Source organism: Pseudarthrobacter leeuwenhoeki (genome assembly GCF_055412885.1).
On the sequence record NZ_JBVAYY010000014.1, the window covers coordinates 1 to 26,825 of the forward strand.

19 protein-coding genes and 1 pseudogene are annotated in these 26,825 nt (G+C 68.1%); 9 read left to right on the top strand and 11 right to left on the bottom strand.

Translation table 11 applies throughout. From position 1 onward, the window contains the following. Positions 1 to 553 precede the first annotated feature (553 nt). The 4 genes from ACZYX4_RS13485 to ACZYX4_RS13500 all read left to right on the top strand — a co-directional run bounded on the left by ACZYX4_RS13485 (position 554) and on the right by ACZYX4_RS13500 (position 6,203). Positions 554 to 841, top strand: a complete 288-nt coding sequence (locus ACZYX4_RS13485; protein ID WP_123256536.1) for an HU family DNA-binding protein — start codon at positions 554 to 556, stop codon at positions 839 to 841. A 144-nt stretch (positions 842 to 985) separates the two neighbouring features. Beyond that, positions 986 to 3,148 (top strand): bifunctional copper resistance protein CopD/cytochrome c oxidase assembly protein, encoded by a 2,163-nt coding sequence (locus ACZYX4_RS13490; protein ID WP_463876683.1) that lies wholly within the window; start codon positions 986 to 988, stop codon positions 3,146 to 3,148. After that, a complete protein-coding gene (locus ACZYX4_RS13495; protein ID WP_463876685.1) occupies positions 3,145 to 5,106 on the top strand; it encodes an NHL domain-containing thioredoxin family protein in 1,962 nt (653 codons plus the stop codon). The genes ACZYX4_RS13490 and ACZYX4_RS13495 overlap by 4 nt, the downstream gene beginning before the upstream one ends. 218 nt (positions 5,107 to 5,324) lie before the next feature. Then, positions 5,325 to 6,203: a DUF559 domain-containing protein gene (locus ACZYX4_RS13500; protein ID WP_463876687.1), complete on the top strand. Its 879-nt coding sequence runs from the start codon at positions 5,325 to 5,327 to the stop codon at positions 6,201 to 6,203. 82 nt (positions 6,204 to 6,285) lie between these two features. On the opposite strand, the gene ACZYX4_RS13505 is transcribed toward ACZYX4_RS13500, so the two are convergent. The 5 genes and pseudogenes from ACZYX4_RS13505 to ACZYX4_RS13525 all read right to left on the bottom strand — a co-directional run bounded on the left by ACZYX4_RS13505 (position 6,286) and on the right by ACZYX4_RS13525 (position 10,597). After that, positions 6,286 to 7,278 carry a hypothetical protein gene (locus ACZYX4_RS13505; RefSeq protein WP_463876689.1) on the bottom strand — a complete coding sequence of 331 codons (993 nt, stop codon included), beginning with the start codon at positions 7,276 to 7,278 and terminating at the stop codon, positions 6,286 to 6,288. 73 nt (positions 7,279 to 7,351) lie between these two features. Continuing rightward, positions 7,352 to 9,055, bottom strand: coding sequence for a helicase HerA-like domain-containing protein (locus ACZYX4_RS13510; RefSeq protein WP_463876691.1), 1,704 nt, complete (start codon positions 9,053 to 9,055; stop codon positions 7,352 to 7,354). A gap of 63 nt (positions 9,056 to 9,118) precedes the next feature. Continuing rightward, on the bottom strand, positions 9,119 to 9,820 hold the full coding sequence (locus tag ACZYX4_RS13515) for a type 1 glutamine amidotransferase domain-containing protein (RefSeq protein ID WP_463876693.1): 702 nt from the start codon (positions 9,818 to 9,820) through the stop codon (positions 9,119 to 9,121). A gap of 56 nt (positions 9,821 to 9,876) precedes the next feature. After that, positions 9,877 to 9,966: pseudogene (locus ACZYX4_RS13520) on the bottom strand (oxidoreductase); the annotation flags it as partial. A 505-nt stretch (positions 9,967 to 10,471) separates the two neighbouring features. After that, complete coding sequence (locus ACZYX4_RS13525) at positions 10,472 to 10,597, bottom strand: hypothetical protein (protein WP_463876695.1); 126 nt, start codon at positions 10,595 to 10,597, stop codon at positions 10,472 to 10,474. A gap of 137 nt (positions 10,598 to 10,734) precedes the next feature. On the opposite strand from ACZYX4_RS13525, the gene ACZYX4_RS13530 reads away from it, so the two are divergent. Continuing rightward, complete coding sequence (locus tag ACZYX4_RS13530; RefSeq protein WP_463876697.1) at positions 10,735 to 11,724, top strand: LLM class flavin-dependent oxidoreductase; 990 nt, start codon at positions 10,735 to 10,737, stop codon at positions 11,722 to 11,724. Positions 11,725 to 11,869: 145 nt separating this feature from the next. Next, positions 11,870 to 14,497, top strand: coding sequence for a trehalase-like domain-containing protein (locus ACZYX4_RS13535; protein WP_463876699.1), 2,628 nt, complete (start codon positions 11,870 to 11,872; stop codon positions 14,495 to 14,497). Positions 14,498 to 14,528: 31 nt separating this feature from the next. Here ACZYX4_RS13535 and ACZYX4_RS13540 read toward each other — a convergent pair whose 3' ends face one another. From ACZYX4_RS13540 to ACZYX4_RS13550, 3 genes are all read right to left on the bottom strand, one after another. Further along, positions 14,529 to 15,578 (bottom strand): GmrSD restriction endonuclease domain-containing protein, encoded by a 1,050-nt coding sequence (locus ACZYX4_RS13540; RefSeq protein ID WP_463876701.1) that lies wholly within the window; start codon positions 15,576 to 15,578, stop codon positions 14,529 to 14,531. 175 nt (positions 15,579 to 15,753) lie between these two features. Beyond that, entirely contained in the window at positions 15,754 to 16,182 is a 429-nt protein-coding gene (panD, locus tag ACZYX4_RS13545) for an aspartate 1-decarboxylase (RefSeq protein ID WP_463876703.1), read from the bottom strand. Between the two features lie 64 nt (positions 16,183 to 16,246). Next, on the bottom strand, positions 16,247 to 17,158 hold the full coding sequence (locus ACZYX4_RS13550; protein WP_463876705.1) for a LysR substrate-binding domain-containing protein: 912 nt from the start codon (positions 17,156 to 17,158) through the stop codon (positions 16,247 to 16,249). Between the two features lie 142 nt (positions 17,159 to 17,300). Between ACZYX4_RS13550 and ACZYX4_RS13555 the strand changes: the two genes are divergently transcribed. After that, positions 17,301 to 18,764: an amino acid permease gene (locus tag ACZYX4_RS13555; RefSeq protein ID WP_463876707.1), complete on the top strand. Its 1,464-nt coding sequence runs from the start codon at positions 17,301 to 17,303 to the stop codon at positions 18,762 to 18,764. A 233-nt stretch (positions 18,765 to 18,997) separates the two neighbouring features. Continuing rightward, complete coding sequence (locus ACZYX4_RS13560) at positions 18,998 to 22,519, top strand: proline dehydrogenase family protein (RefSeq protein WP_463876708.1); 3,522 nt, start codon at positions 18,998 to 19,000, stop codon at positions 22,517 to 22,519. Positions 22,520 to 22,630: 111 nt separating this feature from the next. Here ACZYX4_RS13560 and ACZYX4_RS13565 read toward each other — a convergent pair whose 3' ends face one another. Next, a complete protein-coding gene (locus tag ACZYX4_RS13565) occupies positions 22,631 to 22,984 on the bottom strand; it encodes a hypothetical protein (RefSeq protein ID WP_463876710.1) in 354 nt (117 codons plus the stop codon). Between the two features lie 205 nt (positions 22,985 to 23,189). Continuing rightward, on the bottom strand, positions 23,190 to 24,044 hold the full coding sequence (locus tag ACZYX4_RS13570; protein WP_463876712.1) for a LysR substrate-binding domain-containing protein: 855 nt from the start codon (positions 24,042 to 24,044) through the stop codon (positions 23,190 to 23,192). A gap of 138 nt (positions 24,045 to 24,182) precedes the next feature. Here ACZYX4_RS13570 and ACZYX4_RS13575 point away from each other — a divergent pair, with 138 nt between their 5' ends. Beyond that, positions 24,183 to 25,583: an MFS transporter gene (locus ACZYX4_RS13575; protein ID WP_463876714.1), complete on the top strand. Its 1,401-nt coding sequence runs from the start codon at positions 24,183 to 24,185 to the stop codon at positions 25,581 to 25,583. 83 nt (positions 25,584 to 25,666) lie between these two features. Here the strand turns inward: ACZYX4_RS13575 and ACZYX4_RS13580 are convergent, their stop codons facing one another. Beyond that, the gene (locus tag ACZYX4_RS13580; RefSeq protein WP_463876870.1) at positions 25,667 to 26,824 is read right to left on the bottom strand and encodes a N(5)-(carboxyethyl)ornithine synthase; all 1,158 of its coding nucleotides are present in this window, start codon (positions 26,822 to 26,824) and stop codon (positions 25,667 to 25,669) included. Position 26,825: the final 1 nt, after the last annotated feature.

The window sequence follows — 26,825 nt, forward strand, 5'->3', positions numbered from 1 at the left end:
ATGGTACTGCACCCGGGAGGGTGTGGGAGAGTAGGTCACCGCCGGAACATCATTAAACGGTCGAGAGCCCCAACCACACGGTTGGGGCTCTCCCGCATTTAACAAGGAATCAAGGTGGAGGACATTCCCACCGCCCCACCTCCCGCAGCCGGCGTACGATCCGGCCGGCCCTCAGCGCCTGGTGCACCCTCCAGGTCCCCAACATCCGGAGCCCGGCGTGGCAGGAACTCAGCGGCTCCCGTGGGGCCGTGTGAGGGCCCTGCAGCGGCGGGAGGCCGACGTCGTCCGCCTCCGCCGCTGCCCGGGAGCGCTGACCCGGATCACGCAGGATCTGAGGAGCATCGGGGCGGACGCCGCCGCGGCTGAGGGGGCGTCCGCTGATGGCGAAATAATGCCTCGAATGGCGTTGATTCCCGTGTTTTTCGTCAAAAAAGGCCGAAAACACGGGGAATTTGCCGCCTCGGGCGGCGGCAAGCTGGTAAGTTTTCGAACAGTGGCTTGTGCGCATGCCGTGTGCAGGCTCCAGGAATCACGACCGTCCAGGAGGACATAAATGGCTAAGAACCGTAGTGAACTTGTTGCAGAAGTAGCAGGCAAGGCCGGCACCAGCCAGGCAGCCGTCAACTCCGTGCTGGATGCACTGTTCGAGGTCTTCGAGACCTCTGTCGCCGCGGGCGAAAAGATCACCATCCCGGGCTGGCTCGCCGTTGAGCGCACCGACCGTGCAGCTCGTACCGGCCGCAACCCGCAGACCGGCGAGACCATTCAGATCGCCGCAGGCCACAGCGTCAAGCTGACCGCCGGCTCGAAGCTGAAGGCCGCGGTCTCCACGAAGAAGTAATCTTCTGTGAACGCTTGAAAGGAGCGGCGCCCCCCGGGTTGCCGCTCCTTTCCCGTTAACTACCAGGGCATGCTGCAGCGCCAGGGCAGTTGGCTGGCAGCGCTCGATTCGGCGGGCAGGCGGGGCGTAGCGGACAATGGAACTGTGCCTTCCGCAGCAAATCCCCGAGCCACCACCGCCGCTCCCGATCCGACAGGGGGAGCGCGGGCCGCCCTTGCGGGTTCCGACCTGATCTCCCGGCACTGGCTGTTTGCCGGCCTTGCCGCGCTCTTCCTCGCGCTCGTTGCCGCGCTGGTGTTCACCGGCGCCGCAGCCGCCGGTGCAGTCTCTGACCCGGGCGCCCTGGCGCGCTGGGGCCTGCCGGTCAGCAAAGCCGTGCATAACACTGCGCTGGCCACAGTAATCGGCAGCCTGCTCTTCGCCGTCGCAATCCTGCCCCGCTCCCTTGCCGGCTCGAGGTCCAAAGACAGGGACGTTCCGGAACATCCGGCCTTCACCCGCACGCTCGCGATCGCCGCCGCCGCCGGGGCCGTCTGGACGCTCTCAGCGATTGCCGTGCTGGTGCTGAGTTACTCGGACATCGCCGGCCAGGGAATCTCCGGGGACTCGGAGTTCACCCGTTCCCTGATCTATTTCATGACTGACATCGAGACCGGCCGCGCGTGGCTGGCCATTGTAATTGTCGCCGCCGTGGTCACCACGGCACTCTTTGGCGTCCGTTCCCAGGGCGCCCTGGCGGCAACCCTCATGCTGTCCCTCATCGGACTCGTCCCGTCAGCGCTGACCGGGCACTCCGCCAGCGCCGCTGACCACGAAGGTGCCATCAACTCGCTCGGCCTGCATCTGGTCGGCGTATCGGCCTGGGTCGGCGGCATCATCACCCTTGCCCTGCTCTCCGGCGTGCTGGGCGGCGCCGGATCCGGCTCGAAGTCCGGCAGCCGACCCGATATCACCGAGCCGACGTTCCGGCGATTCTCCGCCCTGGCCGGCTTCGCCTTCGTCCTCGTCTTCGCCTCCGGGGTCATCAATTCCAGCATCCGCCTCACGTCCTGGAACGACCTCTTCGGCTCGGCCTACGGGCAGCTGATCCTTCTCAAAGCGGCGGCGACCCTCGTCCTTGGTGGCATCGGCCTGATGCACCGGAGCTGGGTCATCCCCCAGCTGGGCAGCCAAGGCGGTGGACTGTCCGTCCGCCGCGTGCTCTGGCAGCTCGTTGTGGCGGAGCTGCTGATCATGGGGGCGACGTCGGGCATCGCCGTCGCGCTCGGCCGCTCGGCGCCGCCGCAGGAAGAGGCGCTGGCGCCGAACGCCTCCCCGGCCTTCATCATCACCGGCTACGAACTGCCGCCGGAACTGACCCCGGAACGCTGGCTGACTGAATGGCGCCCGGACTGGCTCTGGGTCGCCGTCGCGGTCTTTGGCCTTGTGACTTACATCCTCGGCCTGCGCAAGGTGCTCCGGCGCGGGGACTCCTGGTCCTGGTTCCGGGCCGTCAACTGGGTGATCGGGCTCGGAGTCCTGACGTATGTGACCTCCGGTCCTCCGGCGGTCTACGGCCGGGTACTGTTCTCGGCGCACATGGTGGACCACATGGCACTGACCATGGTGGCCCCCATCTTCCTGGTCCTTGGCGCCCCCGTGACGCTGGCCCTGCGTGCGCTCACGGCGCGCCGCGACAGCTCCCGCGGGCCGCGCGAGTGGCTGCTGATCGTTATCCACTCGAGGTTCTCCCAGCTGGTGACGCATCCGCTGTTCGCAGCCGCCAACTTCGCCGGCTCGATCGTGCTGTTCTACTACTCGGAAGCGTTCGGGTACGCGATGCGGGACCACATCGGCCACGAGCTCATGAACCTGCACTTCGCACTCACCGGCTACATCTTCGTGCTCACCATGATCGGCACCGACCCGTTGCCCCGGCGCGCGCCGTACCCCATGCGGCTGCTGCTCCTGCTGGCCACCATGGGCTTCCACGCGTTCTTTGGCGTCGCGGTCATGGGCGGCACCGGGCTGCTGGCCGCAGACTACTTCGGCAACCTCGGCCGCACCTGGGGACCGTCAGCCCTGCTGGACCAGCAGATGGGCGGTGCCGTGGCCTGGGGCATCGGCGAAGTGCCCACGCTCCTGGTGGCGATCGGGGTTGCCGTCCAGTGGTCCCGTGCCGATGCGCGCGAGTCCAAGCGCACCGACCGGGCGGCGGACAGGAATAACGACGCCGACCTCACGGCTTACAACGATATGTTTGCCAAGCTGGCCGAGCGCGATGTCCGGCTGGCCGAACGCAACTCAAAGCTGGAAGGACGCTCATGACCGCAACCGTACGCACCCACCTCCGGGTCCGGGCCTCCGAGCTGGTGGGCCGCAACTGGCTCAACACCGGCGGCAAGTCCCTGGACCTGCAATCCCTGCGCGGCAAGATCGTGCTGCTCGATTTCTGGACCTTCTGCTGCATCAATTGCCTGCACGTGCTGGACGAACTCCGCCCGCTTGAGCAGCAGTACTCCGACGTCCTTGTGACGGTCGGTGTGCACTCTCCCAAGTTCGAGCACGAGGCCGATCCGGTGGCGCTGGCCGCCGCCGTCGAACGCTACGAGATCCACCACCCGGTCCTGGACGATCCTGAGCTGGACACCTGGAAGGCCTACACAGCACGGGCCTGGCCCACGCTGGTGGTCATCGACCCCGAGGGGTACATCGTGGCGCACCTCTCCGGTGAGGGCCACGCCGATGGCCTCGCCGTGCTCATTCCCGAGCTGATCGCCGAGCACGAGGCCAAAGGCACACTGCACCGGGGCAACGGGCCGTACGTGGCGCCGGAGCCGACGTCGGGCACCCTGCGGTTCCCTGGCAAAGCCCTGTTCCTCCCCGACGGCCGCGGCGTCGGAACCGCATCAGAGGCGGGTTCCTGGCTGGTCACCGACACCGGGCACCACCGCCTCGTGGAACTCTCCACCGACTTCAAGACCGTGCTGGCCACCTACGGCTCGGGCGGCAAGGGACATGCCGACGGCAATGCCGCCACAGCCCGCTTCAACGAACCCCAGGGCCTGGTCCTGCTCCCGGAGGACGTCGCCGCCGAGACCGGCTACGACGTCGTAATTGCCGACTCCGTGAACCACCGACTGCGCGGACTCTCCCTCGCCGACGGAACCGTCAGCACACTGGCCGGCAACGGCGTGCAGCGGCTCCTCGAGACGGGACCGGCCCGGGTGGACGAGGAAGGTGCCGCATATGGTGCCCGGCTGGAACCGGATCCGCTGCAGGTATCCCTCAGTTCGCCCTGGGACGTGGTCTGGTCCACCAAACTCCATGCCGTCGTCGTCGCCATGGCCGGTGTGCACCAGATCTTCAGCTTCGACCCGCGCACGGGCGCGGTGTCCATCATCGCCGGCAACGGCCTCGAGGGGCTGCTCGACGGCCCGGCCGAGGAAGCCTGGTTCGCCCAGTCCTCCGGCCTCGCCGAGGACGCCGACGGCAACATCTGGGTGGCGGACTCGGAAACTTCGGCGCTGCGCAAGCTCGTGATCGGCGATGGCGGTGCAATCACCGTTGAGTCCGCCGTCGGCAAGGGCCTGTTCGACTTCGGTTTCCGCGACGGGAAGGCCTCCGAAGCCCGGCTGCAGCACCCGCTCGGCGTCACCGTGCTGCCGGACGGCTCGGTGGCGATCGCAGACACCTACAACGGTGCCGTCCGCCGCTACGATCCCGCCTCGGGCACGGTCTCCACCCTGGCGCGCGGGCTGTCCGAGCCCTCCGACGTGATTGTGGACCACACACAGGTCGGCGGCGCCGAGCCGCTGCTGGTGGTGGTCGAGGCGAACCAGCACCAGCTCGTCCACGTGCCGATCCCCAAGGAAGCGCAGCAGGTGGATGAGGGCGCGGTCCAGACCCACCGGCCGAAGAGCCCCGTGGCTCCCGGGCTGCTGGAGCTTGCGGTCCGCTTCACCGCCCCGACGGGCCAGAAGCTGGACGACCGCTGGGGCGACCCGACCCAGCTGAAGATCTCCTCCACCCCGCCGGGACTGCTGCTGGCCGGCGGCGGAACGTCGGTGGGGCTGATCCGCACCCTGGAACTTGCCGCCGACGTGCCGGAGGGCGTGCTGCACATCACCGCCCGCGCCGCTGCCTGCGACGGTCCGGAGGATGCGGACGGCGAGATCCCGGACCACGCCGCCTGCCACCTGTACCAGCAGGACTGGGGCATCCCGGTGCTGTTGCAGCCCGACGGCGACACCGTGCTGGTGCTGGACCTGCGCGGAATGGACTGACTCCTGCCGAAATTGAGCTGAGCCCCGTTTCTGGCTGCTGTCCGTGACCCCGTCGTCACGGACAGCAGCTTTTTGGCTTTAGCCGACCCCCGGATCCCCGGAATCACAGGGTTTCGAGGCCTCAGCGGCCGCAAAACACTGCGCCTGGTGACGTGAAGATGTCCACATGGCGGATCAACGGGCTCCCGGCGCCGCATGGGGGAGGAAACGATGGCCGCATGGATGTCTTGAGGGCCTTGGCCATCTGCGGGGGAGCGGCCCGGCGGCCTGCACTGGCCCGCTTGGGAATCGACGACGCCGCACTGCGGCGCGCGGTCAGAGCCGGCGTCCTGCAGCCGGTCCGGGGACTCTATGCGCTCCCGACGGCGGCCACGGACCATGTGGCGCTGCTGCGGCACAGGCAGCTCCTCACATGCAGCAGCGCGGCGCCCTTCTACCGGCTCTGGGCTGTGAACTCCGCCGGTCCGGTCCACGTACATCACAGACGCGGTGAAGCCTTCGAGCGGCAGGTCGGGCACCACGGGCTGCTCCTCGAGCCGCACCCCTACCAGCCGGTTGCTGCCCTCGGCGACGTGCTGATCCACGCGCTGAGGTGCCTGCCGCTGCTCGAAGCCCTGGTCATGGTGGACTGCGCCGTCGGCCGGGGCGATATGACGCTCGGGTTCCTGCGGGACCGACTCCCCGGGAAACGCAATGGCCGCGCCCGCCAGGTCCTTGACTGGGTGGACCGCGGAGCCGAATCCCTCCTGGAGACCCTCGCCAGGACGTATTTCCGCCAGGCCGGCATCAGGGTGGAAGCGCAGGTCTACATTGACGGCGTCGGATATGTGGATCTTCTGCTGGAGGGCAGACTGATTGTCGAGCTGGACGGACGCCATCACGGTGAGTGGGCCCAGATCAAGAGAGACCAGCGGCGCAACAACGTGTCCGTGGTTCACGGCTACTCCGTGCTCCGGTACTACTACGACGACGTTGTGCACCGCCCCGCGCTGATGCTGGCCGAGGTCCTGGCGGTCCTCGGCCGGCCGGCCGGGCCGGTGCAGGCGTCACGGCAGTCAGGTTCTTGGCAGCGTGGAACAACGGATTTCGCGGAATGACGGGGTGCGGTGCGGCCAGCCGGGCCAAAAGACTGCCCGGGGTGACGGCGTGACGCCGGGCCGGTGCCGCTGGCCCGGTGGGCTAATAGCTCAGGAGCGGGGTGACTTTGACGGTGTCGGCGCCGATGTCCAGGCGCGTGGTGAAGCTGAAATCGTGGACGTTGTTGACATACGTCACGGCCCCGGTGAACAGATCCACCTGCTGGGCCTCGATCCGCGCTTTGCCGTTCAGGGGCGCCACCACCCAGCGTCCGCCGAAGGGTTCGATGCTGATGGTGGGGTACTCGGTGATGCTCCAGTCGATGGTGCCGTCAATGACCCGGTTGTTGGTGGTGTGATAGAAGGGGCAGTCCGGCTGGAGCTGCTGCTGCTTGTCGGCGGTGTCGGCGCAGGTGTCAAGGAACTCGTTCACCTTGCTGCCCACCGCGTCTTTCAGCCCGTCGGTGGCTTCCGTCATCAGGTTCAGCGGTGCCACGGGGGCGTCCCCGCCGGGCACCGTGGCCTTGGTGGGCGCAGCGGCGAAGTACTCGCCGGCGAGGGAGGCCTCGTACTCTCCGGGGTAGAAGACGGCAAAGGAGCTGCGGCCGTTGGGCATGTTCACCGGGACCCCGTTGAGGGTGGCCTCGCTGGCGTTGACCACCGTGACGTCCAGGACCGGAAGGGCAGCGGGAACAATCGACCATTTGTGGAAGAACAACCACTCCGTGCCGGACCTCTCCAGCAGGAACTCGGTCCGCAGTTCGCTGCCGTCAATCGTGTAGTCGACCGGCACCATCACCTGGTTGTTGCCGCGGTCCTCGGCCTCGCCGTACTTGATGCCGCTGATCCGTGCGGTGGCGGTCTGCAGCGCCGTGCCGTCCAGCATCGCTGCGCTGCTTTGGGGAACGGAAGCGCGCAGCAGGCCGAGGGCTTTCTCGCCTTCGCCCTGCCGCAGGGCGTCGAGATATTCACGGACAGGCTGCTGCGGGCTCGCAAGGGAGTTGTTCACGACGTTGATCGCGACGATGCCTCCGGCCACGGCAAGCATCAGGACCAGCAGCCATGCGGCTGCGATCCTGACCAACGCCTGACTCATTTGCACTCACCTTACGTTACCTGCACCCCACAGGAATCCTCTGGTCACGTGGGCTCCATGTGACCAGATGCGCCTAGCGGCGGCGTTTGGGGGCGGTGCCGAAGACGCCGCGCAGCAGTTCGCGGCCGAGCTGGGTCCCGAGCGAGCGGGCCATGCTCTTGAGTCCGCCGCCGAGGGCGCCGCCCAAGGCCCCGGCAAGGTCTCCGGCCATGCCGCCGTCGTCCGCCGGCCGCCGTTGCGACTGCTCCGGTGACTGCCGGTGTTCCTGCCGGTTTTCCTGGCGGGGCTCCTGGCGGCCGGCCGCGGGAGCGGGCCGGCTGCTGGGGCGGCCCAGGATCTCCTCCTCGATCCGGCGAGCCTCGGCGTCGATGTCGGAGGTGCCGCCGGGGGCCGGAGCAGGGGCCGCCGCGCCGGCGTCCGCCGTGGCCTTCCCGGAGATCTTCTCGTAGGCGGAAACGTTGTCCACGGCGGTGCCGTACCTGGGCAGCAACGCCGAGCCGGCCACCGTGCTGGAGATCAGGGCGTCGGCGCTGGGGCCCATGACGGATTCCGGCGCGCGCAGGCGGGTGAGTGCCACCGGCGTCGGGGCGCCTTTCTCGTTCATGACGGTGATGACGGCCTCGCCGATCCCGGCTGAGGTGAGGGTTTCCTCGAGGTCATAATCGCTCATCGGGAACGTGGAGACGGTGGCTTTGAGCGCCTTGGCATCCTCCGGGGTATAGGCGCGGAGGGCGTGCTGTATCCGGTTGGCGAGCTGCCCGAGGACGTCCGCGGGGACATCCTTGGGGGTCTGGGTGACGAAGAAGATGCCGACGCCCTTGGACCGGATCAGCCGCACGGTGGTGGTGATGGCGTCCAGGAACGCCTTCGAGGCGCCGTTGAAGAGCAGGTGGGCCTCGTCCAGGAAGAACACCAGCTTCGGCTTGTCCAGGTCCCCGGCCTCGGGCAGGTCGTCGAACAGGTCGGCCAGCAGCCACATCAGGAAGGTGGAGAACAGCATCGGCTTGGTCTGCAGGGTGGGCAGTTCGAGGCAGGTGATGACGCCGCGTCCGTCCGGGGCGGTACGCATCAGTTCGGCGGTGTCGAACTCGGGTTCGCCGAAGAACTTTTCCATGCCCTGCGCCTCGAGCGTGATGAGTTCACGGAGAATCACGCCGGCCGTCGACTTTGACAGGCCGCCGAGTTCCTGGAGCTCGTCCTTGCCCTCCGCGGAGGTGAGGAACGCGATGACGGCGCGCAGGTCCTTCAGGTCGATCAGTTCGAGGTTGTTCTTGTCCGCGAAGTGGAAAACCAGCTGCAGGCTCGATTCCTGCGTGTCGTTGAGCTCCATGATGCGGGAGAGCAGGATCGGGCCGAAGGACGTGACGGTGGCGCGGACCGGGATGCCGTTGCCGTCGCCGCCCAGGGCCAGGAACTCCACCGGGAACGTCCTGCCGGTCCAGGGCTGGCCGATCGCTGCCGTGCGTGCCATCAGTTTTTCGCTGCCCGTGGCGGCCGTGGCCAGCCCGGACAGATCGCCCTTGATATCCGCCAGGAACACCGGGACCCCGGCGGCGGAGAGCTGCTCGGCCATCATGTGCAGCGTGACGGTCTTGCCCGTGCCGGTTGCCCCGGCCACCAGCCCGTGGCGGTTCATCATGGACAGCGGCAGCCGGACGGGGGCATCCTTGTGGACTTCGCCGTCGATGACCGCGGCACCGAGCTCAATCGTGGGTCCCTCGAGGGTGTACCCCTTCTGGATGGTGGCGACTTTGTCTGCGGTGGATTTGATGGCCATGCGGACAGCTTAGCCGGGTCCGGCAGCCCGGACCCGGCTTCGGCGGGTGGTGTTTGCAGGGTGCTATTCGGCGAGGGCCTTGAGGACTTCCTTCGCCACGTCCTCGCTGGACTGCGGGTTCTGGCCGCTGATCAGGTTGCCGTCGCGGACCACATGGGAGGTCCACGCGGCGGAGTTCTCGATGACCGCGCCCTTGTCCTTCAGCTCGTCCTCCACGAACCACGGCGTGTTGGGGCCGGTGCCGCCGCCCAGTTCCTCCTCGTTGGTGAAGACCGTGAGGCGGCGTCCCGCGAAGGCGAACGTCCCGGCGTCGTCCGTGGCACTCAGCAGGCCGGCCGGGCCGTGGCAGAACGGGGCGATGATCTTGCCGGCCGTGTTGGCCGCGGTCAGGATCCTGCCGAGGTCGGTGTCCTGGTAGAGGTCGCTCATGGGGCCGTGGCCACCGGGCAGGACGACCGCGTCGTAGCCGGCGGGGTCGACGTCGGCCAGCGCGAGCGGCGCGGACAGCTCGGCGTCGATCCCGGCGAGGTACGTGCGGAAGCCGTCGGCGCGGTCCTGGCCGCCGGCGGATTCGGCGGCCAGGCTCACCTCGTCGACCGTGGGCTTCGCACCGCCGGGCGTGGCGATGTGGACAGTGTGTCCGGCGTTGCGGAGGGTCTGGAGCGACACCACCAGTTCCTCGGCCCAGTAGCCGGTGGGGTGTTCGCTGCCGTCACGCATGGTGAGGGAATCGGCGGCGGATACGACCATCAGAATGCTAGCCATGTCAGGCTCCTGTTCTGCCGGCCACATGGCCGGCGGTGGTTAGTAGGGGGTTTAGCGTGCTGGATCGAGCCGGTGCCGGGGATCGGCATCATGACGGGGGTGCGGCGCAGCAGCCAGGCCGGGGCAACCTGCGACGTGGTGGCGCCAAAATCCCAGGCGGTGGACGGTTCCTTGGTCCTTGAGGCCGATCGGGGCCGACATTTCCGGATGCTGTGAGTTGTCATGGCTCATAGGGGCGGTAACTCCCTCAGCCTGCCGGGTATTCCAACCGCCTGCCCACTCGGCGGGTTTCCCGGTAACGGGGAAGGGCCCGGCGTTCGCCATCGTTGGGGTGAACAACGGCCCGTCCCCGGCACTCACCGCCCAGCCCCGGGTGGCACTGTACGCCAATACGGCCAACCCCCGGCCGGCAGGGTTCATGGTGGCCCGATTCCAACCACTACGGCGGCGCTGACGTGCCCAGCCCGTACTGTGTCTGCGGCAGCGGGGCGGACGACTTCCGGGCCTGCTCCCACATGTACGGCCACGCGAAGGCCTACGACGACGCCACCATCCGCGGGGTCGACAATCCGGAGAACTACCTGTGGTGGCTGGACGGGGAAACCGAAAACAGCTGGCAGCCGGATAAGGCAGCCAATGTCGCGGTCCCGGCTACCAGGGGAGCCAGATTGCCGGCACCGTCGCGGCCGGCAGCCCGGCCGCGGGCTTGCCCAGCTGGCTGGCGGGCGCGCGTTCGCTGACGGGTGCCAAGTCCCACTGCTCGTTGCCGGCGCTCACCCCTGCCGGCTGCTACATGGGGAGCGCCACAGTTGAGGCAGAAATAACCCGGGGCCCGGCGTCGTTGTTGACAGTGTGCACATGCCGGGACCCGGCGCGGCACCTGAGACTTCCCGCTACGAAAGGCCGGCTTTTCCGTGACTGTTCCGCTTTCCATCCTTGACCTGGCAACCATCGGCAAGGGCCAGACGGCGGCAGAGAGCCTCGCGGGGAGTGTCGCGATGGCGCAGCTTGCCGAGAAGCTGGGGTACCGGCGGGTCTGGTACGCCGAGCACCACAACATGTCCGCCATCGCCTCCTCGGCCACCAGCGTGCTGATCGCCCACGTCGCCGCGCAGACCGGGAGCATCCGGCTCGGCGCCGGAGGGGTGATGCTGCCCAACCACTCGCCGCTGACCATCGCCGAGCAGTTCGGCACCCTTGAAACCCTGCACCCGGGACGGATCGACCTGGGCCTGGGCCGCGCGCCCGGAAGCGACCAGAACACGCTGCGGGCCCTGCGCCGCGACCCGATGTCCTCGGACAGCTTCCCGCAGGACGTGCTGGAACTCCAGGGCTACCTGACCGGTCCCACCCGCATCCAGGGCGTGGAAGCCACCCCGGGCAAGGGCACCAATGTGCCGCTGTACATCCTGGGATCCTCACTGTTCGGCGCCAAGCTCGCCGCGCAGCTGGGACTGCCCTACGCCTTCGCCTCGCACTTTGCGCCCAACGCACTGCAGGACGCCGTCGCGATCTACCGCCGCGACTTCCAGCCGTCCGCGCAGCTGGACACCCCGCATGTGATCGCCGGCGTCAACGTGATCGCGGCGGATTCCGCGGCCGAGGCGCAGCAGATGTTCCACGCCACCAAACGCGCCCGCGTCTCCCTGTTCTTCGGCAACGGCCGCGAGTTCAGCGACGACGAGGCGGACATGATCCTGGACTCGCCGCAGGGCCAGCATGTGGCCCAGATGATGAAGTATTCCGCTGTGGGCACCCCGGACGCCGTGCTGGAATACCTGGACGGGTTCACCGCCCACGCCGACGCCGACGAGCTCATCGTCGCGCACCAGAGCACCGGCACCGGCGCTCGGCTGCGCTCGGTGCAGCTGCTGGCCGACGTGGCCGGTCTGGTCAGGGTCTAGGCTCCGGGGGGCCACGGCCGTTGCGGATGTTACACAGCTGCAACCGCCGGGACACCCGCGGGAAACCGGCCGGGCGGATACTGGAAGTACGTCCTTCACGGACGGTCTCACGCAGGCATTGGGGACTACTCGAAGGACTCCGCCCATGCCCACTCCACTCAACCAGTCCCTGGCACACTCTGCCCTCCTGACGAAATCCCTGCCGCTGGGCCTGCTCCGCGCCTTTGTGCAGACCAACGCCGCCGACGACGGGCTGACGCCGCAACTGCTGGCCGAACTCAAGATCCTGGCCCGCACCCCCGGGCTCCTCGTGGCCTGCAACTACGGCGGGACCCTGTGCGCCGCGGAAGGCACCTCCACCGAGACCCTGCCGCTGGGCAGCGCCTCGATTGCCCTCCGGGCGCTGGCTGCCCTCCCGAACACCCACGCGGCCGTCATCTCGGGGCGCTCCCTGCGCGATCTGGCCGCCGTCTCACGGCTCCCGGCCGAGGTGCACCTGGTCGGCTCGCACGGCGCCGAGTTCGACATGGGCTACGCCCACGGGCTGTCCCTGGCGACCGAATCCGTGCTGCAGCAGGCCAGCCAGGCACTCGCCGAAACGGTGGGCGCCTACCGCGGCATCACCATCGATCGAAAGCCCGTCGCCGTGGCCGTGCACACCCGCCCGGCCGCCCCCGACGTCGTCGCGCTGGCCACCGGGCAGGCGGAGGATATCGCCCGGGCGCACGGGCTGTCCTTCATCGTGGACGGCTCGGTCCTGGACCTGTCCGTGGTGGAGCCGGCCAAGGCAACCGCCCTGGAGCATCTGCGTTCCGTGCTGGGCGTCAGCGCCGCCCTCTATGCGGGGGACGCCGCCAGCGATGAGCTGGCGATGGCGACCCTGCGCGGGCCGGACATGGCCCTGCGGGTGGGGGAGGGGCCCACCCTGGCCGCGCACCGGCTGCGGGACCCCGGGTCCTTCGCCCGGGTGCTGGCCATCCTCTTTGAACTGCGGCGGGCCTGGCTGTTCGGGGAGGACGCCGTCGGCCTGGAGCGGCACTCGCTGATCGGCAACGGCTCCTCCACCGCGCTCATCACCCCGGACGCCAAGATCTGCTGGATGAGCCATCCGCTGCCGCACTCGGGATCCCTTTTTGCGCATCTCCTCGGCGGCGACGCGGCCGGCCACTTTTCGGTGGAACCGGTGAAGGCATCGCAGGTCCTGGGCCAGCGCTATGTGGACAGCACCATGATCGTGGAAACCCGCTGGGCCGACGTCACCGTCACTGACTACCTGGAACCGGCGCCGGAAGGGGTGACCAGCCTGGTGCGGGTGCTTTCCGGCACGGGAACGGCGCGGATTGTCTTTGCGCCCCGCCCGGACTACGCGAACGCGCCCTTCATCATGGAGGCCCGCGGCGAGGATCTGCACGTCGTGGGGACCGCGGACCCGATCATGATGCTCGCCCCCGGCGTCCGATTCACCCTCACCTCCGACGGGCGCCACGCCACCGCGACGGCCGACGTCGAGCTGCGCCACGGCCCCGTGGTGCTGAACCTGCGCTGCGGCGACACGGAACCCCGGCGCGCGGAACCGCCGGAGGAAAACGCGCGCCGCGCCGCCGTCGCGCATCATTCCCGGCGCTGGGTGCAGGCGCTGCAGCTGCCGGCCGTGAAACCCTCCCTGGTCCGCCGGTCCGCCCTGGTGCTCCGCGCGCTGGTCCACGAGCCCACCGGCGCCGTGCTGGCGGCGCCGACCACGTCGCTGCCGGAAGGCATCGGCGGCACCCGGAACTGGGACTACAGGTACTGCTGGCTGCGCGACGGCTCCATGGCGGTCAACGCGCTGGTGGACCTCGGCTCGACGTCGGAGGCGGAAGGGTTCCTGGCCTGGCTGGGGCGGATTCTGGCCCAGGCCCCAGGCCCGGAGTGGCTGCACCCGCTGTATTCCGTCACCGGGGCGCCGCTGTCCACCGAAGCCATCATCGAGAGCCTCCCCGGATACGCGGGCTCCCGGCCGGTCCGGATCGGCAACGCCGCGGACCACCAGGTGCAGCTGGACGTGTTCGGGCCGATCGCCGAGCTGATCGACGCCCTGAGCGCCCGGCAGGGGGTGCTGGACGATGCGCACTGGGAGCTGATGGTCCAGATGGCTTCGGCCGTTCTGGCCCGCTGGCACGAGGCGGACCACGGGATCTGGGAAGCCCGGCGCGCGCCCCGGCACCATATCTACACCAAGGTGATGTGCTGGGTGGCGCTGGACCGGGCGCTGCGCACTGCCGCCCGGCACGGCCGGACGCCGTTTCCGGCGTGGGAGCCGACGGCGGCGGTCATCCGGGAGGAGGTCCTGCGCGAGGGCTGGGACGAGAGTGCCGCGTCCTTCACCGTGGCCTACGACAGTCCGGACCTGGACGCCGCGGTGCTGCACGTCGGGCTCTCCGGACTCCTGGACGTCTCCGACCAGCGATTCCTGGACACCGTCACGGCGGTGGAACGGGAACTGCGCGTGGGACCCACCGTGTTCCGCTACCGGTACGACGACGGCCTGCCGGGCCTGGAGGGCGGCTTCCACATCTGCACCACGTGGCTGATCGAGGCCTACGTTGCGGTGGGGCGGATCGAGGAGGCGTGGGACCTGTTCGACCAGCTGGTCAACCTGTTCGGGCCTACCGGGCTGCTGCCGGAGGAGTACGATCCGGGCACCGAAACGCACCTGGGGAACCACCCGCAGGCATACTCACACCTGGGCTTCATCCGCTGCGCGCGGCTGCTGGACGCGCTGCCGACGAACTAAGGGCTCCGCTGGAGTCGAATCCGACGTCCCGCTATTCGCAGGCGACGCCGTCGCGGTCGCCGTCCATCTGCTCGCGGTAGCCCGGCTGGCCCGCCCGCAGTGGCGCGGCCCCGGCGGCACGGGCGGCGGCGCAGTTCGCGTAGTACACGGCCGTCGAGGCGGGTGGGGCGGGTGCGACGCCGGGGGCTGGAGCGGGTGGGGCGGCGGCCGGGGGAACCGGCCGGGGTTCGGCCGGTGCCGGTGTTTCCTGGCCGGCGGGGATGGTGGCGTCCCGGCAATCAGCCAGGACCCGTGCCATCGCGTCATGTTCCGCCCGGGTGACCCACAGCCCGTAGCTGGACTTGACCGAGATCTGGCGGGTCACGTAGTCGCAGCGGTAGGACTTGTTCGGCGGCAGCCAGGTGGCGGCGTCGCCGTCGCTCTTCTGCTGGTTGGTGGGGCCGTCCACCGCGAGCAGGTTCAGCGGATCGTTGGCGAAGGAGAGCCGCTGGGCCTCGGTGAGCTGCTGGGCGCCCTTTTGCCAGGCATCGCTGAGCGCCACCACATGGTCGATCTGCACGGCGGGGCTGGTGTTGGTGCCGCGGAGGAAATTGATCAGGGTTGCCGTGTAGGGGTCGTTCAGGATGCCGGAGAGGACAACGCAGTCCTGGGTGTCGGGTTTGAGGGCGAGGTCCGTCAGATCCCGGCGGAGCATGTCATTGCGGGTGTCACAGCCGTTGCGGTCGATGTCGGCCCAGGCCTGGCCGAACTGATCGCGCGAGTAACCCGTCTTCGGGGCCCGGCCCTTGACCGGGATCGTGGCCAGCACGTCCAGGGCCTCGCTGGAGGCGGCCGGTTGCTGGGACGGGGCGCCCTCGCCCGGGCCACCCGGCGTGCCGCCTTCTGCGGTGGGCGCGGGGCTCCCGGCGGAGGTGGTGGAGCTCGCGACGGGCACCGGCGCTGCGGCCGGGGCCGTCCCGGGGCCGGCGCAGGCGGTGGCGGAGACCAGCAGCAGCCCGGCCAGCCCGGCGGCGATCCAGTCGACGGCGCCGCATCTGGCGGTACTGGGTTCCGCCGTGCGGCGAGTTGTGACGCTGTTCAATTCTTCCCCACTTCGTGCTGTTGCCCCTGGTCTCGGCCGGAGCAGCTTGGACCGGTCCCAGCCTACCGGCGCCCCCAGCAACGCGGGGTCAGACCGCGCCCATGCCGGGGCCCGGGATGGGCGCGGTCTGACCCCGCGTTGCGTGCGCTGCGGGAACGCCCGCGGTCCGAGGCCGTCAGTTGAGCGTGGCGTTGTTCAGCGCGAACGGCGGGCGCATGATCCCGGGGGTGTGGCCCTCCGCCGGGTCGTTGCCGATCTGGACAATTTTGTTGTCCCTGTCCACATGGACCACTTTGGGGCTGTAGGCCTTGGCCTCATCCGTGGTCATCTGGGCGTAGGTGATCAGAATGATGATGTCGTTCTCGTGCATGAGGTGCGCGGCAGCACCGTTGATCCCGATGACGCCGGAACCGCGCTCGCCGGCAATCGTGTAGGTTTCCAGCCGGGCGCCATTGGTGACGTCAACAATGGACACCAGTTCACCGGGAAGGATGTCGGCCGCTTCCAGCAGATCGAGGTCCACGGTGACCGACCCGACATAGTGGAGGTCCGCGTGCGTGACCGTGGCGCGGTGGATCTTGGACTTGAATATTGTGCGATTCATAACGCACCCAGTCTAGCGCCGGCCCGACGGCAGTGCTGTGAGCCAGGCAACGTCGCCGGCCGCGTCACGGGCCGGCCGGCGGGATGGAAGCGGCCGTCTCGGCAAGGATCTCCCGGGCGGCGAGGATGGCCGGTCGCTTGGCGCTGGAGCGCCGCACCGAGGTGAAGATGGTCCGGTGCGGCTCGCCCGGCAGGGTGATCAGTTGCGACGTCGTCCCCCGCCCGGTCCAGACGAGATCCGGCATGAGGGCCACGGCGTTGCCGGATTCGATCAGCCGGATCTGGGCCTGCAGGTCAGCTGTCTCGTAGCGGACATCGGGTTCGAACCCGGCGCTGCGGCAGGCCTGCTCGGCCCAATGCCGTGACGCCGTCCCGCGCGGCTCCATGACCCAGGCCAGCCCGGCGGTGTCCGGAAGGGACGTAACTGCGGGCCGTTCGGGGGAGCGCGGCGGAACGGCGAGGCGGATCGCATCGCTGGTGAGCCGGAGCCGGTCGAGTTCGGCGTACCGGGGTGCCGCGTGTCCGGGGTACTGCTCGGCAATCACCAGGTCAAAGTCCCGCGCCCAGGTCTCATGAAGCGCCGTTTCGGGTTCCCGCTGGGTCATTTCAATCCGCACTTCGGGATAGCGTGACGACATCCGGGTGAGGGCGTCGGGCATCAGGGCGAGCGCCGCGGACTGGAAGACAGCGATACGGACCGTCCCCGTCACGGTGGTCAGCGAGGCGGCCAGGTCGGCCTCGGCCTGTTCCAGCGTTTCCAGCAGCTGCGCCGTATGGGCCACCAGGACTTCGGCCTGAGGCGTGAGCTGGACCCGGCGCCCGGTTTTGCGAAGCAGTTCGACGCCGGCTTCCTTTTCCAGGAGGGCCAGCTGCTGGGAGACCGAGGAGGGGCTGTACTGGAGCGCCTCCGCGACTTCGGCGAGGGTGCCCCGGATCTTCAGTTCGCGCAGCAGGCGCAACCGCCGGACATCCAGCATCGCTATTCCTTTGCTATTTCTAATGGTTATTGATTAGGAAAATTCACTTTATCTAATGCAATCTGGCTTGCATACTGTAGTCGTTCAGTAACTCCCATCACAGGGTGGATTGATGGGCGCCACACCTAAGCAGGAGACCCTGATGAGTACAAAAGATATAGACAGGTCGATCATGCGGCGCAAGCCCATCGACGACATCGAGGAAGAGAACCTGCACAGCGGATTGATGAAGAGCCTCGGGTTCTGGCAGCTGACCGCCATCGGCGTCGGCGGCATCATTGGCGTTGGCATCTTCTCCCTGGCGGGCCTCGTGGCCCACGGCAGCGAGACGGCACCCGGCGTCGGCCCGGCAGTGCTGTTCTCTTTCCTGATCGCGGGCCTCGCCTCCGCGGCGGCCGCATTGTCCTACGCGGAGTTCGCGGGCATGATCCCGCGGGCCGGGTCGGCCTACACCTACGGGTATGTCGCGCTCGGCGAGATTATCGGCTGGTTCATCGGCTGGGACCTCCTGCTGGAATACATCGCGATCGTGGCCGTCGTGGCCATCGGCATTTCCGGCTACTTCGACGCCTTCCTCACCGGCATCGGCATCAACATGCCGGTCTGGATGACCGCGACGCCGGATGAAGGCACCGGTGGCATCGTCAACATCCCGGCAATCGTGGTCTGCCTGATCGTGACCTGGATCCTGTCCCGCGGCACCAAAACCTTCGGCCGCTTCGAACTCATTGCCGTGGCGATCAAGGTCATCCTGATCCTCTTCATCATTGGCCTCGGTATCTTCTACATCGACACCGGCAACTACAACCCCTTTATGCCCAGCGGCTTCGGCCCGGTCGTGGCGGGTGCGGCCACGGTGTTCTTCGCCGTGTTCGGTTACGACGCGATGAGCACCGCCGCGGAAGAGGCGAAGGACGGCAAGAAGCACATGCCCAAGGCCATCATCATGTCCCTGATCATCGCGATGCTCCTCTACGTCGCTGCAACCCTGGTGCTCACCGGCATGCAGAACTACCAGGACATCGACCCGAAGGCCGGCTTCGCCTCGGCATTCAACAGCGTGGGATTGCCGGTCATCGCCACGATCATCTCGGTCTTCGCCGTGCTGTCCATCCTGACCGTAATGCTCACCTTCCTGCTCGGCGTCACCCGCGTCTGGTTCTCGATGAGCCGCGACGGGCTGCTCCCCGGCTGGTTCTCCAAGACGGACCGCCACGGCACGCCGCAGCGCGTCACCTGGATCGCCGGAATCTCCTCCGCGCTGCTCGCCGGCGTGTTCCCGATCAAGGCCGTCGCCGACCTGACCAACATCGGCATCCTGGCCGCCTTCGTCGTCGTCTGCCTCGCGGTCATCGTGTTCCGCTACAAGAAGCCCGATGCCCCCCGCACCTTCCGGCTTCCCCTGATGCCGCTGGTTCCGGCCTTTGGTGTGCTGGCATCGGCGTTCCTGATGTTCCAGCTGCACTGGGAGACCTGGGCCCGCTTCGGGGTCTGGCTCGTCATCGGCCTGGTCATCTACTTCGGCTACGGCCGCAAGCACTCGCTGATGAACCCGGACAGCCCGCGGCACGAAGAGCTCGTGGAGATGCACCGCCACGTCGGCTGACAGCACCACGACCGAGTTGCGCTATCACTTTTGGTTCCCAAACCCGTCCCAAACCCGTCTTTGGGAACCAAAAGTGATAGCGCATTCGCGTGTTCCTGGAGGTTTCGCGCCGGCGGAGAACGTTCGACTTTTCTAACCAGTATTGCTCGGAAAACATCGCTTTATCTTATGAAAATCCGGTCGCATACTGAATCTGGAACGGTCCCTATTTTGAGAAAGAACGAGTACCAGCCATGACCAACATTTCAACGGAGTCCGGAGCGAACACCGGCAGCACGGCCGGGCACGCACCCTCCTCGGTAGGCTCCCTGGTCCTTGAGGCCGCAGCCCTCGCCGGGGAAACCATCGGGCTGGTACACCACTGGCTCACAGAGGCGGCGAAGGTCCCGGTGGACGCCTCCGCGCAGCAGCTCGCCGGCGTCCTGAAGGACCCCAATGGCCTGGACTTCACCGTCGGGTTCGTCGACGGCGTCGTCCGCCCCGAGGACCTGGACGTCGCCGCCCGCAACCTCGCCGTACTGGCCCCCAAGGTCCCTGCCTTCCTGCCCTGGTACATGCGCGGCGCCGTCCGCCTCGGCGGCACCATGGCTCCGGTGCTGCCGCAGGTGGTCATCCCGATCGCCCGCCGGGTGCTCCGTGAGATGGTCGGCCACCTCATCGTCGATGCCACCGACGCCAAGCTGGGCCCGGCCATCGCCAGGATCCGCAAGGACGGCATCAAGCTCAACGTCAACCTCCTGGGCGAGGCCGTGCTTGGCGAACATGAGGCCTCACGCCGCCTCGAGGGAACGCACAAGCTGCTGGCCCGCCCCGACGTCGACTACGTCTCCATCAAGGTCTCCTCCACGGTGGCCCCGCACTCGGCCTGGGCCTTCGACGAGGCCGTGGAGCATGTGGTCGAGAAGCTCACCCCGCTCTTCACCCGCGCCGCGTCCTTTGCCGCCGGCGGAGGGAAGGCCAAGTTCATCAACCTGGACATGGAGGAGTACAAGGACCTGGACATGACCATCGCGGTCTTCACCCGGATCCTGGACAAGCCGGAGTTCAAAAACCTCGAGGCCGGCATCGTGCTGCAGGCCTACCTCCCGGACGCGCTCGCCGCCATGATCCGCCTGCAGGACTGGGCCTCGGCCCGCCGCGCGGACGGCGGTGCCGCGATCAAAGTCCGCGTGGTCAAGGGCGCCAACCTGCCGATGGAACAGGTCGAGGCGTCCCTGCACGACTGGCCGCTCGCCACCTGGGGCACCAAGCAGGACTCGGACACCAACTACAAACGCGTCATCAACTACGCGCTGCACCCCGACCGGATCCGCAACATCCGGATCGGCGTCGCCGGCCACAACCTCTTCGACATCGCCTTCGCCTGGCTTCTCGCCAAGCAGCGCGGCGTGGAATCCGGCATCGAGTTCGAGATGCTGCTCGGCATGGCCCAGGGCCAGGCCGAAGCCGTCAAAAAAGACGTCGGCTCGCTCCTGCTCTACACTCCGGTGGTCCACCCCGCCGAGTTCGACGTCGCGATCGCCTACCTGATCCGCCGGCTCGAGGAAGGCGCCAGCCAGGACAACTTCATGTCCGCCGTTTTTGAACTCAGCGAGAACGAAACCCTCTTCGAGCGCGAGAAGCAGCGCTTCCTCGCCTCCCTCGCCAGGCTCGACGGCGAGGTCCCGCCGCCCAACCGACGGCAGAACCGCTGCCTTCCGGCCGGGCCGATGCCGCACGACTCCTTCGAGAACACCGCGGACACCGACCCCTCGCTGCCGGCAAACCGCGGCTGGGGCCGCGCCATCCTGGAGCGGGTCCCGTCCTCGAGCCTTGGCAACGCCGCCGTGGCCGCAGCCACCATCAACGATGAGCAGACCCTGAATACCGTGGTCGAGGCCGCGGTGGAAAAGGGCAAGGCCTGGGGCGCCCTTTCCGGGAACGAGCGTGCGGCGATCCTGCACCGCGCCGGCGATGTCCTGGAAGCCCGCCGCGCCGATCTGCTGGAGGTCATGGCAAGCGAAACCGGCAAGACCATCGACCAGGGCGACCCCGAAGTCAGCGAGGCCGTCGACTTCGCGCACTACTACGCCGAAGCGGCCCGCAGGCTCGACAACGTCGACGGCGCCACCTTCGTCCCGGCGAAGCTCACCGTGGTCACCCCGCCGTGGAACTTCCCGGTGGCCATCCCGGCCGGCTCCACCCTGGCCGCCCTCGCCGCGGGCTCCGCCGTTGTGGTCAAGCCCGCCAAGCAGGCCCGCCGCAGTGGTGCGGCGATGATCGAGGCCCTCTGGGAGGCCGGCGTCCCGCGGGACGTGCTGACCATGGTCCAGCTGGGCGAGCGGGAGCTTGGCCGGCAGCTGATCTCCCATCCCGCGGTGGACCGGGTGATCCTCACCGGCGGCTACGAGACCGCCGAACTGTTCCGTTCCTTCCGCCAGGACCTGCCGCTGCTGGCCGAGACCAGCGGCAAGAACGCCATCATCATCACCCCGAGTGCCGACCTGGACCTCGCGGCCAAGGACGTCGCGTACTCCGCCTTCGGCCACGCCGGGCAGAAGTGCTCTGCCGCATCGCTGGTGATCCTCGTGGGTTCCGTGGCCAAGTCCAAGCGGTTCCACAACCAGCTGATCGACGCCGTCACGTCCCTGAAGGTCGGCTACCCGGAGGATCCGTCCAGCCAGATGGGTCCGATCATCGAACCCGCCGGTGGCAAGCTCCTCGACGCGCTCACCACCCTGGGCGAAGGCGAAAGCTGGGCCGTCAAGCCGCAGCAGCTGGACGGGACGGGCAAGCTCTGGAGCCCGGGCGTCCGGTACGGCGTGCGCCGCGGATCCTACTTCCACCTCACCGAATTCTTCGGCCCCGTCCTGGGCGTGATGACCGCCGAAACCCTGGAGGACGCCATCGCTATCCAGAACCAGATCGAGTACGGACTCACCTCCGGCCTGCACTCGCTGAACCCGGAGGAAGTGGGCGTCTGGCTCGACACCGTCCAGGCCGGCAACCTCTACGTCAACCGCGGCATCACCGGCGCCATCGTGCGGCGCCAGCCCTTCGGCGGCTGGAAAAAGTCCGCCGTCGGCGCCGGCACCAAGGCCGGCGGGCCCAACTACCTCGCCGGGCTCGGCGGCTGGGTCAGCAAGCCCAGCGCCGCGGCTGGCAAGGCGGCCGCGCATGCCGGCGTCCACCGGCTCGGGCAGGCAGCCCAGGGCTTCCTGGCCGACGGCGAGCTGGAACAGCTGCAGCGCGCCCTGGCCTCGGACGCCCTCGCCTGGGCCGAGGAATTCGGCACCGCCAAGGACGTCTCCGGGCTCAGCGCCGAACGGAATATCTTCCGCTACCGGGCACTGCCGGTCACGGTGCGGCTCTCCGAAGGCGAACCGCTCGCCCACCTGGTCCGGACCCTGGCGGCCGGCGTCCTGGCGGGCTCCGCACTGACGGTGTCCACCGCCGTCGAACTCCCCGCCCAACTGCGCACCGTGCTCTCCGGCCTCGGCATCGACGTGACCGTCGGGAACGACGCCGACTGGCTGGCGTCCGCGGAAAAGCTTGCCGGCGCGGCCAGGCTCCCAGTCTCGCGGATCCGGCTCATCGGCGGGAACGCCAGGGCCCTTGCCGAGGCGACCGGGGGACGACCGGACCTGGCGGTCTACTCAAACCCGGTCACCGAAGCCGGGCGCATTGAACTCCTGCCGTTCCTGCACGAGCAGGCCGTCAGCATCACGGCGCACCGATTCGGCACCCCGAGCAACATCTCGGAGGGACTGATTTAGGGAGCCGCCTCTCCGGAGGCCCCCACACCCCGGGCAACAAAACGAGCCGGGCGGCCACCCTCCAATAGTGGCCGCCCGGCTCGTGGTTTAGGTGGCTCGGAGCCTGACGGCTCAGCCGAAGTACCAGCCCGGGGGAACCCACGAGGCAGGTACGGCGTGGGCGGAGAAGTCGTCGCAACCGGAGCAGAAGTACGTGACTTCGCCCAGATTTTTGATGGAACCGTCTCTGTGGTGAGTGGCCGGGACAAAGGTTTCAAGGTAGATGAACTCGTCGGTCCCGCAGCGTTCACAGTCCGGGCTGCCGACGTACTCGGCCTCCACCAGGGTCGCAGAGTGCGGGTCCAAACGTCCGCGACTGGGGTGGTTCGCGGCGGAGCCGCGGTGCACCACCTGGGAAAGCGGGCCCACCCGCTTGAGGCCGCGGACTGATGCGGGGGTGTGGGGGCGGTTTACGGCTGGCGTCATTGTCGGCCTATCCCGAACGCCTCCGGAGGGTCGCCGCACGGCAGACACACAGGACAGCGTTCGTATTTCGAATCGTTGTCATTGGCCTCTGCTTGACCTTCAACATCTTCAGGATAGGCCACAAACCCGAGTGGATCAATGGTATGCGTAAGTACGCAATCCGCGTAGGTACACAGGCGAGTACGCAGGGCGCCCACCCGGCCACTCAGGCGGGGTGCTTCAAAGTCCGGCCCGCGATGGTCTGGGTCAGGGCCTCGATCACCTCGGTGTTGGCCAGCGGGTTGCGGATCAGGGTGAAATCGACGTCGCCCACCGGCGGCAGGTCGAAGCGCCGGGTGATGACCAACAGGTCCTCCGGCACCAGCGAGGACGGCATGACCGCCACCCCGATACCGGCACGGACTGCGGCCAGCACCCCGCTGATCTGCCGCGTGGTGCAGGTGATCCGCCAGGTCCGGCCGGCGGATTCGAGCGCGTCGATGGCCAGCTTCCGGCTCAGGCTGGGAGCAGGGTAGGCAATCAGCGGCACGGACTCGGCAGGGTCCAGCGAGGTCTGTTCCAGGCCCACCCAGGCGAAGGAGTCCTGCTGCACCACCGTGCCCTCCTTGGCCCCGGCCACCCATTTGACGAAGACAAGGTCCAGCTGGCCGGCGTTGAGCCGCTTGTAGAGCTGGGTGCTCTGGCCCACTGTCAGTTCCAGGTTGATCTGCGGGTAGACCTGCCGGAACTCCCTCAGAACCCTCGGCAGGCCGGTGATCGCGAGGTCGTCAGCCGTGCCGAAACGCAGCCGGCCGCGCATGGCCGAGCCGGAGAAGTAGCGGGCGGCGGCGTCGTGCGCGGACAGGATGCTGCGGGCAAACCCGGCCATGGCGTCCCCGTTGTCGGTCAGGCGCACGTCCCGGGTGTCCCGTGCCACCAGGACCCGCTTCGCGGCGGCCTCGAGCTTGCGCACGTGCTGACTGACCGTCGGCTGCGCCAGGCCCAGCCGGTCCGCGGCCTTGGTGAAGCTCAGCGTTTCCGCCACGGCCAGGAAGGACCGCAGCTGGGCGGGTTCGAACATGCGCTCTCCTGAAATGCGGCGCTTTCGCGCCGCATTGCGTTTCGTAATGCGAGTTATGCGGTGAATAAGCTTCCACAATCTGATGCGGCCAGCTTAGCGTTAAGGCAGCCCGCTCACCCGCTCCTTTGAGGACTTTCTGTGGCATCCCCTCCGCCGTTAGAGGCCAACGTATCTGCACTGCCGGACGCCAATACGACGCCGATCGCCGTCGTCAGCCAGCGGCTTCCATGGCGCCACACCTTCATTTCGCTGAAAGTCCGCAATTTTCGTATCTTCGCGATCGGGCATTTCATCGCCGTGACCGCCATCTGGATGCAGCGGATTGCCCAGGACTGGCTGGTACTCCAGCTCTCCGGTTCCGTCACCGCCGTCGGGATCACGGTGGCGCTGCAGTTCCTTCCCTCGCTGTTCCTGGGCCCGTGGGCGGGCATGATGGCGGACCGCTTCGCCAAACGGAAGATCCTGATGCTGTGCCAATCGGTGGCAGCCGTGCTGGCGGCCATCCTCGCGGTGCTGGCGCTGAGCCAGCGGATCGAGGTCTGGCACGTATACGTGATCGCCCTGGCGCTGGGACTGGTCACTGTGCTGGACCAGCCCGCGCGGCAGGTCTTCGTCAATGAACTCGTCGGCCCGGCCTACCTCCGTAACGCCATCAGCGTGAATTCCACGACATTCCAGCTCGGCGGCCTGATCGGACCGGCGCTCGCCGGGTTGCTGCTTACCGCGGTGGGGGCCGGCTGGGCGTTTGCCGCGAACGCCGTCGCCTGCTGCTTCACCGTCGCGATGCTGCTCACGCTGCGCAAGGACCAGCTGCACATCAGCGCGCCGGCGCCCAAGCGCAAGGGCATGCTGCGGGAGGGGCTGAACTATGCGCTGAGCAAACCCACCATCTACTGGCCGTGGCTGATGGCCGGGTTCATTGCCGTGTTCGCGATGAGCCTGCCGGTGCTGCTGGCGGCCTTCGCGGACACGGTCTACGACGTCGGTGCCGGCGGCTACGGTCTGCTGAACGCGCTGGTGGCGCTCGGGGCGTTGGCGGGGGCCATCACCTCCGCCCGCCGGCGGGAACTGAGGCTTCGCTCGGTGATGCTGGGGGCGGGAATGTACGGGCTGATGCTCTGCCTAGCCTCGCTGGCGCCCTCCATGGTGTGGTTCGGGGCGGCGATGGTACTGGCCGGGTTCTGGTGCCTGATGTTCCTGACCGCCGCCAACCAGCTGGTTCAGATCAGCTCCAATATGGCCATCCGCGGGCGCGTCATGAGCCTGTACATCATGGTGCTGATCGGCGGGCAGGCCATTGGCGGGCCGATGATCGGCTGGCTGGCTGAGCATGTGGATCCGCACACGGCCATCCTTGTCTCCGGCGGGGTGCCGGCACTGGCCGCGGCGACGGTCGCCGTCGTGCTGGCGCGCCGTGGCCAGCTGATGCTCAAGGTGGACCTGAAGGACCGGCGGCGGCTCGTGAAGATCATCCGCAGGGAGGCCGGCCGGGGGGACGGGCGGAGCCAGGGCGGGCAGCCCGCGGCCGCCACACCCTAACTATTCCGCACCGTTTTCGGACTGCCGCTGCGTGGATCCACGCAGCGGCAGTCCGTTTATGCAGCGGAATCCCGGAAGAACCGCTAGCCGACCTGGCCGGCCACGGGCAGGTGCGGGTACTCCGGGTTCCTCTGCTGGAACTGCAGTATGTCCGGGTTGAGGATCACGCCGTCGCGGATTTCGATCGCGCGGCGGATGGTCTCGTTCGTGGCCCAGGCCCCGGGGCCGGTGATCACGGTTTCCAGGAACGGCAGCAGCGCCTCGCTGATTTCCCAGGTGGAGGAATTCCACAGGTAGGACGGGCTGTGGTCCACCGCGTAGTAGTCGATATGGACCCCGACCTTGAACGTCGGCTCGGCGAAGGTGGTGGATTTCGCCCAGCTGAAGCCCATGCCCTCGTCACAGGACACGTCCACGATCAGGCTGCCGGGCCGGAACGCGTTGAGGTCCTCGGAGTGCAGGTAGGTCAGCGGCGCGTTCGGGTCCTGCAGGGTGCAGTTGACCACGATGTCGCTCGCGGCGAGGAAGGGCGCAAGCGGCAAACGGCCCCGGTCGGTGATGACCTCGCTGCGGAACGGCGCCTTGTCGTCGTGGTCGAACTGCGCGATCCGCACCGAATGGATAGGGGAGCCCACCGCGGCAACCCCGCGGTTGGTCAGCACCTGGACGTCATGGACGCCGTGGGCGTTGAGGGCAGTGACGGCACCGCGGGCCGTGGCCCCGAAGCCGATGACGACGGCGCTCAGGCGGCGGCCGTAGACCCCCGTGGATCCCGTCAGTGCCAGGGCGTGCAGCACGGAGCAGTAGCCGGCCAGCTCGTTGTTCTTGTGGAAGACGTGGAGGCCGAAACCGCCGTCGCGGGCCCAGTGGTTCATCGCCTCGAAGGCGATCAGGGTGAGCTTCTTGTCGATCGCCAGCTGGGTGATCGCCCGGTCCTGGACACAGTGCGGCCAGCCCCACAGGACCTGACCGTCCCGGAGTTCGGCGAGGTCTTCAGGCTGGGGCTTGGGCAGGAGGACGATGTCGGCCTCGGCCAGCAGCTGCGCACGGGGGACGATGCGCCCCACCAGCGGTGCCAGGTCGGCGTCCGAGACGCCGAAGCGCTTGCCATAACCCTCTTCCAGGATCAGCTGCTGCCGCAGCTCCGGGGCGATGCGGTCAAGATGGAGGGGGTGGATCGGGAGGCGCCGTTCGTCAGTCTTCCGCGTGCTGGCAAGGACTCCGAGGGTGAGGCGGCTCATG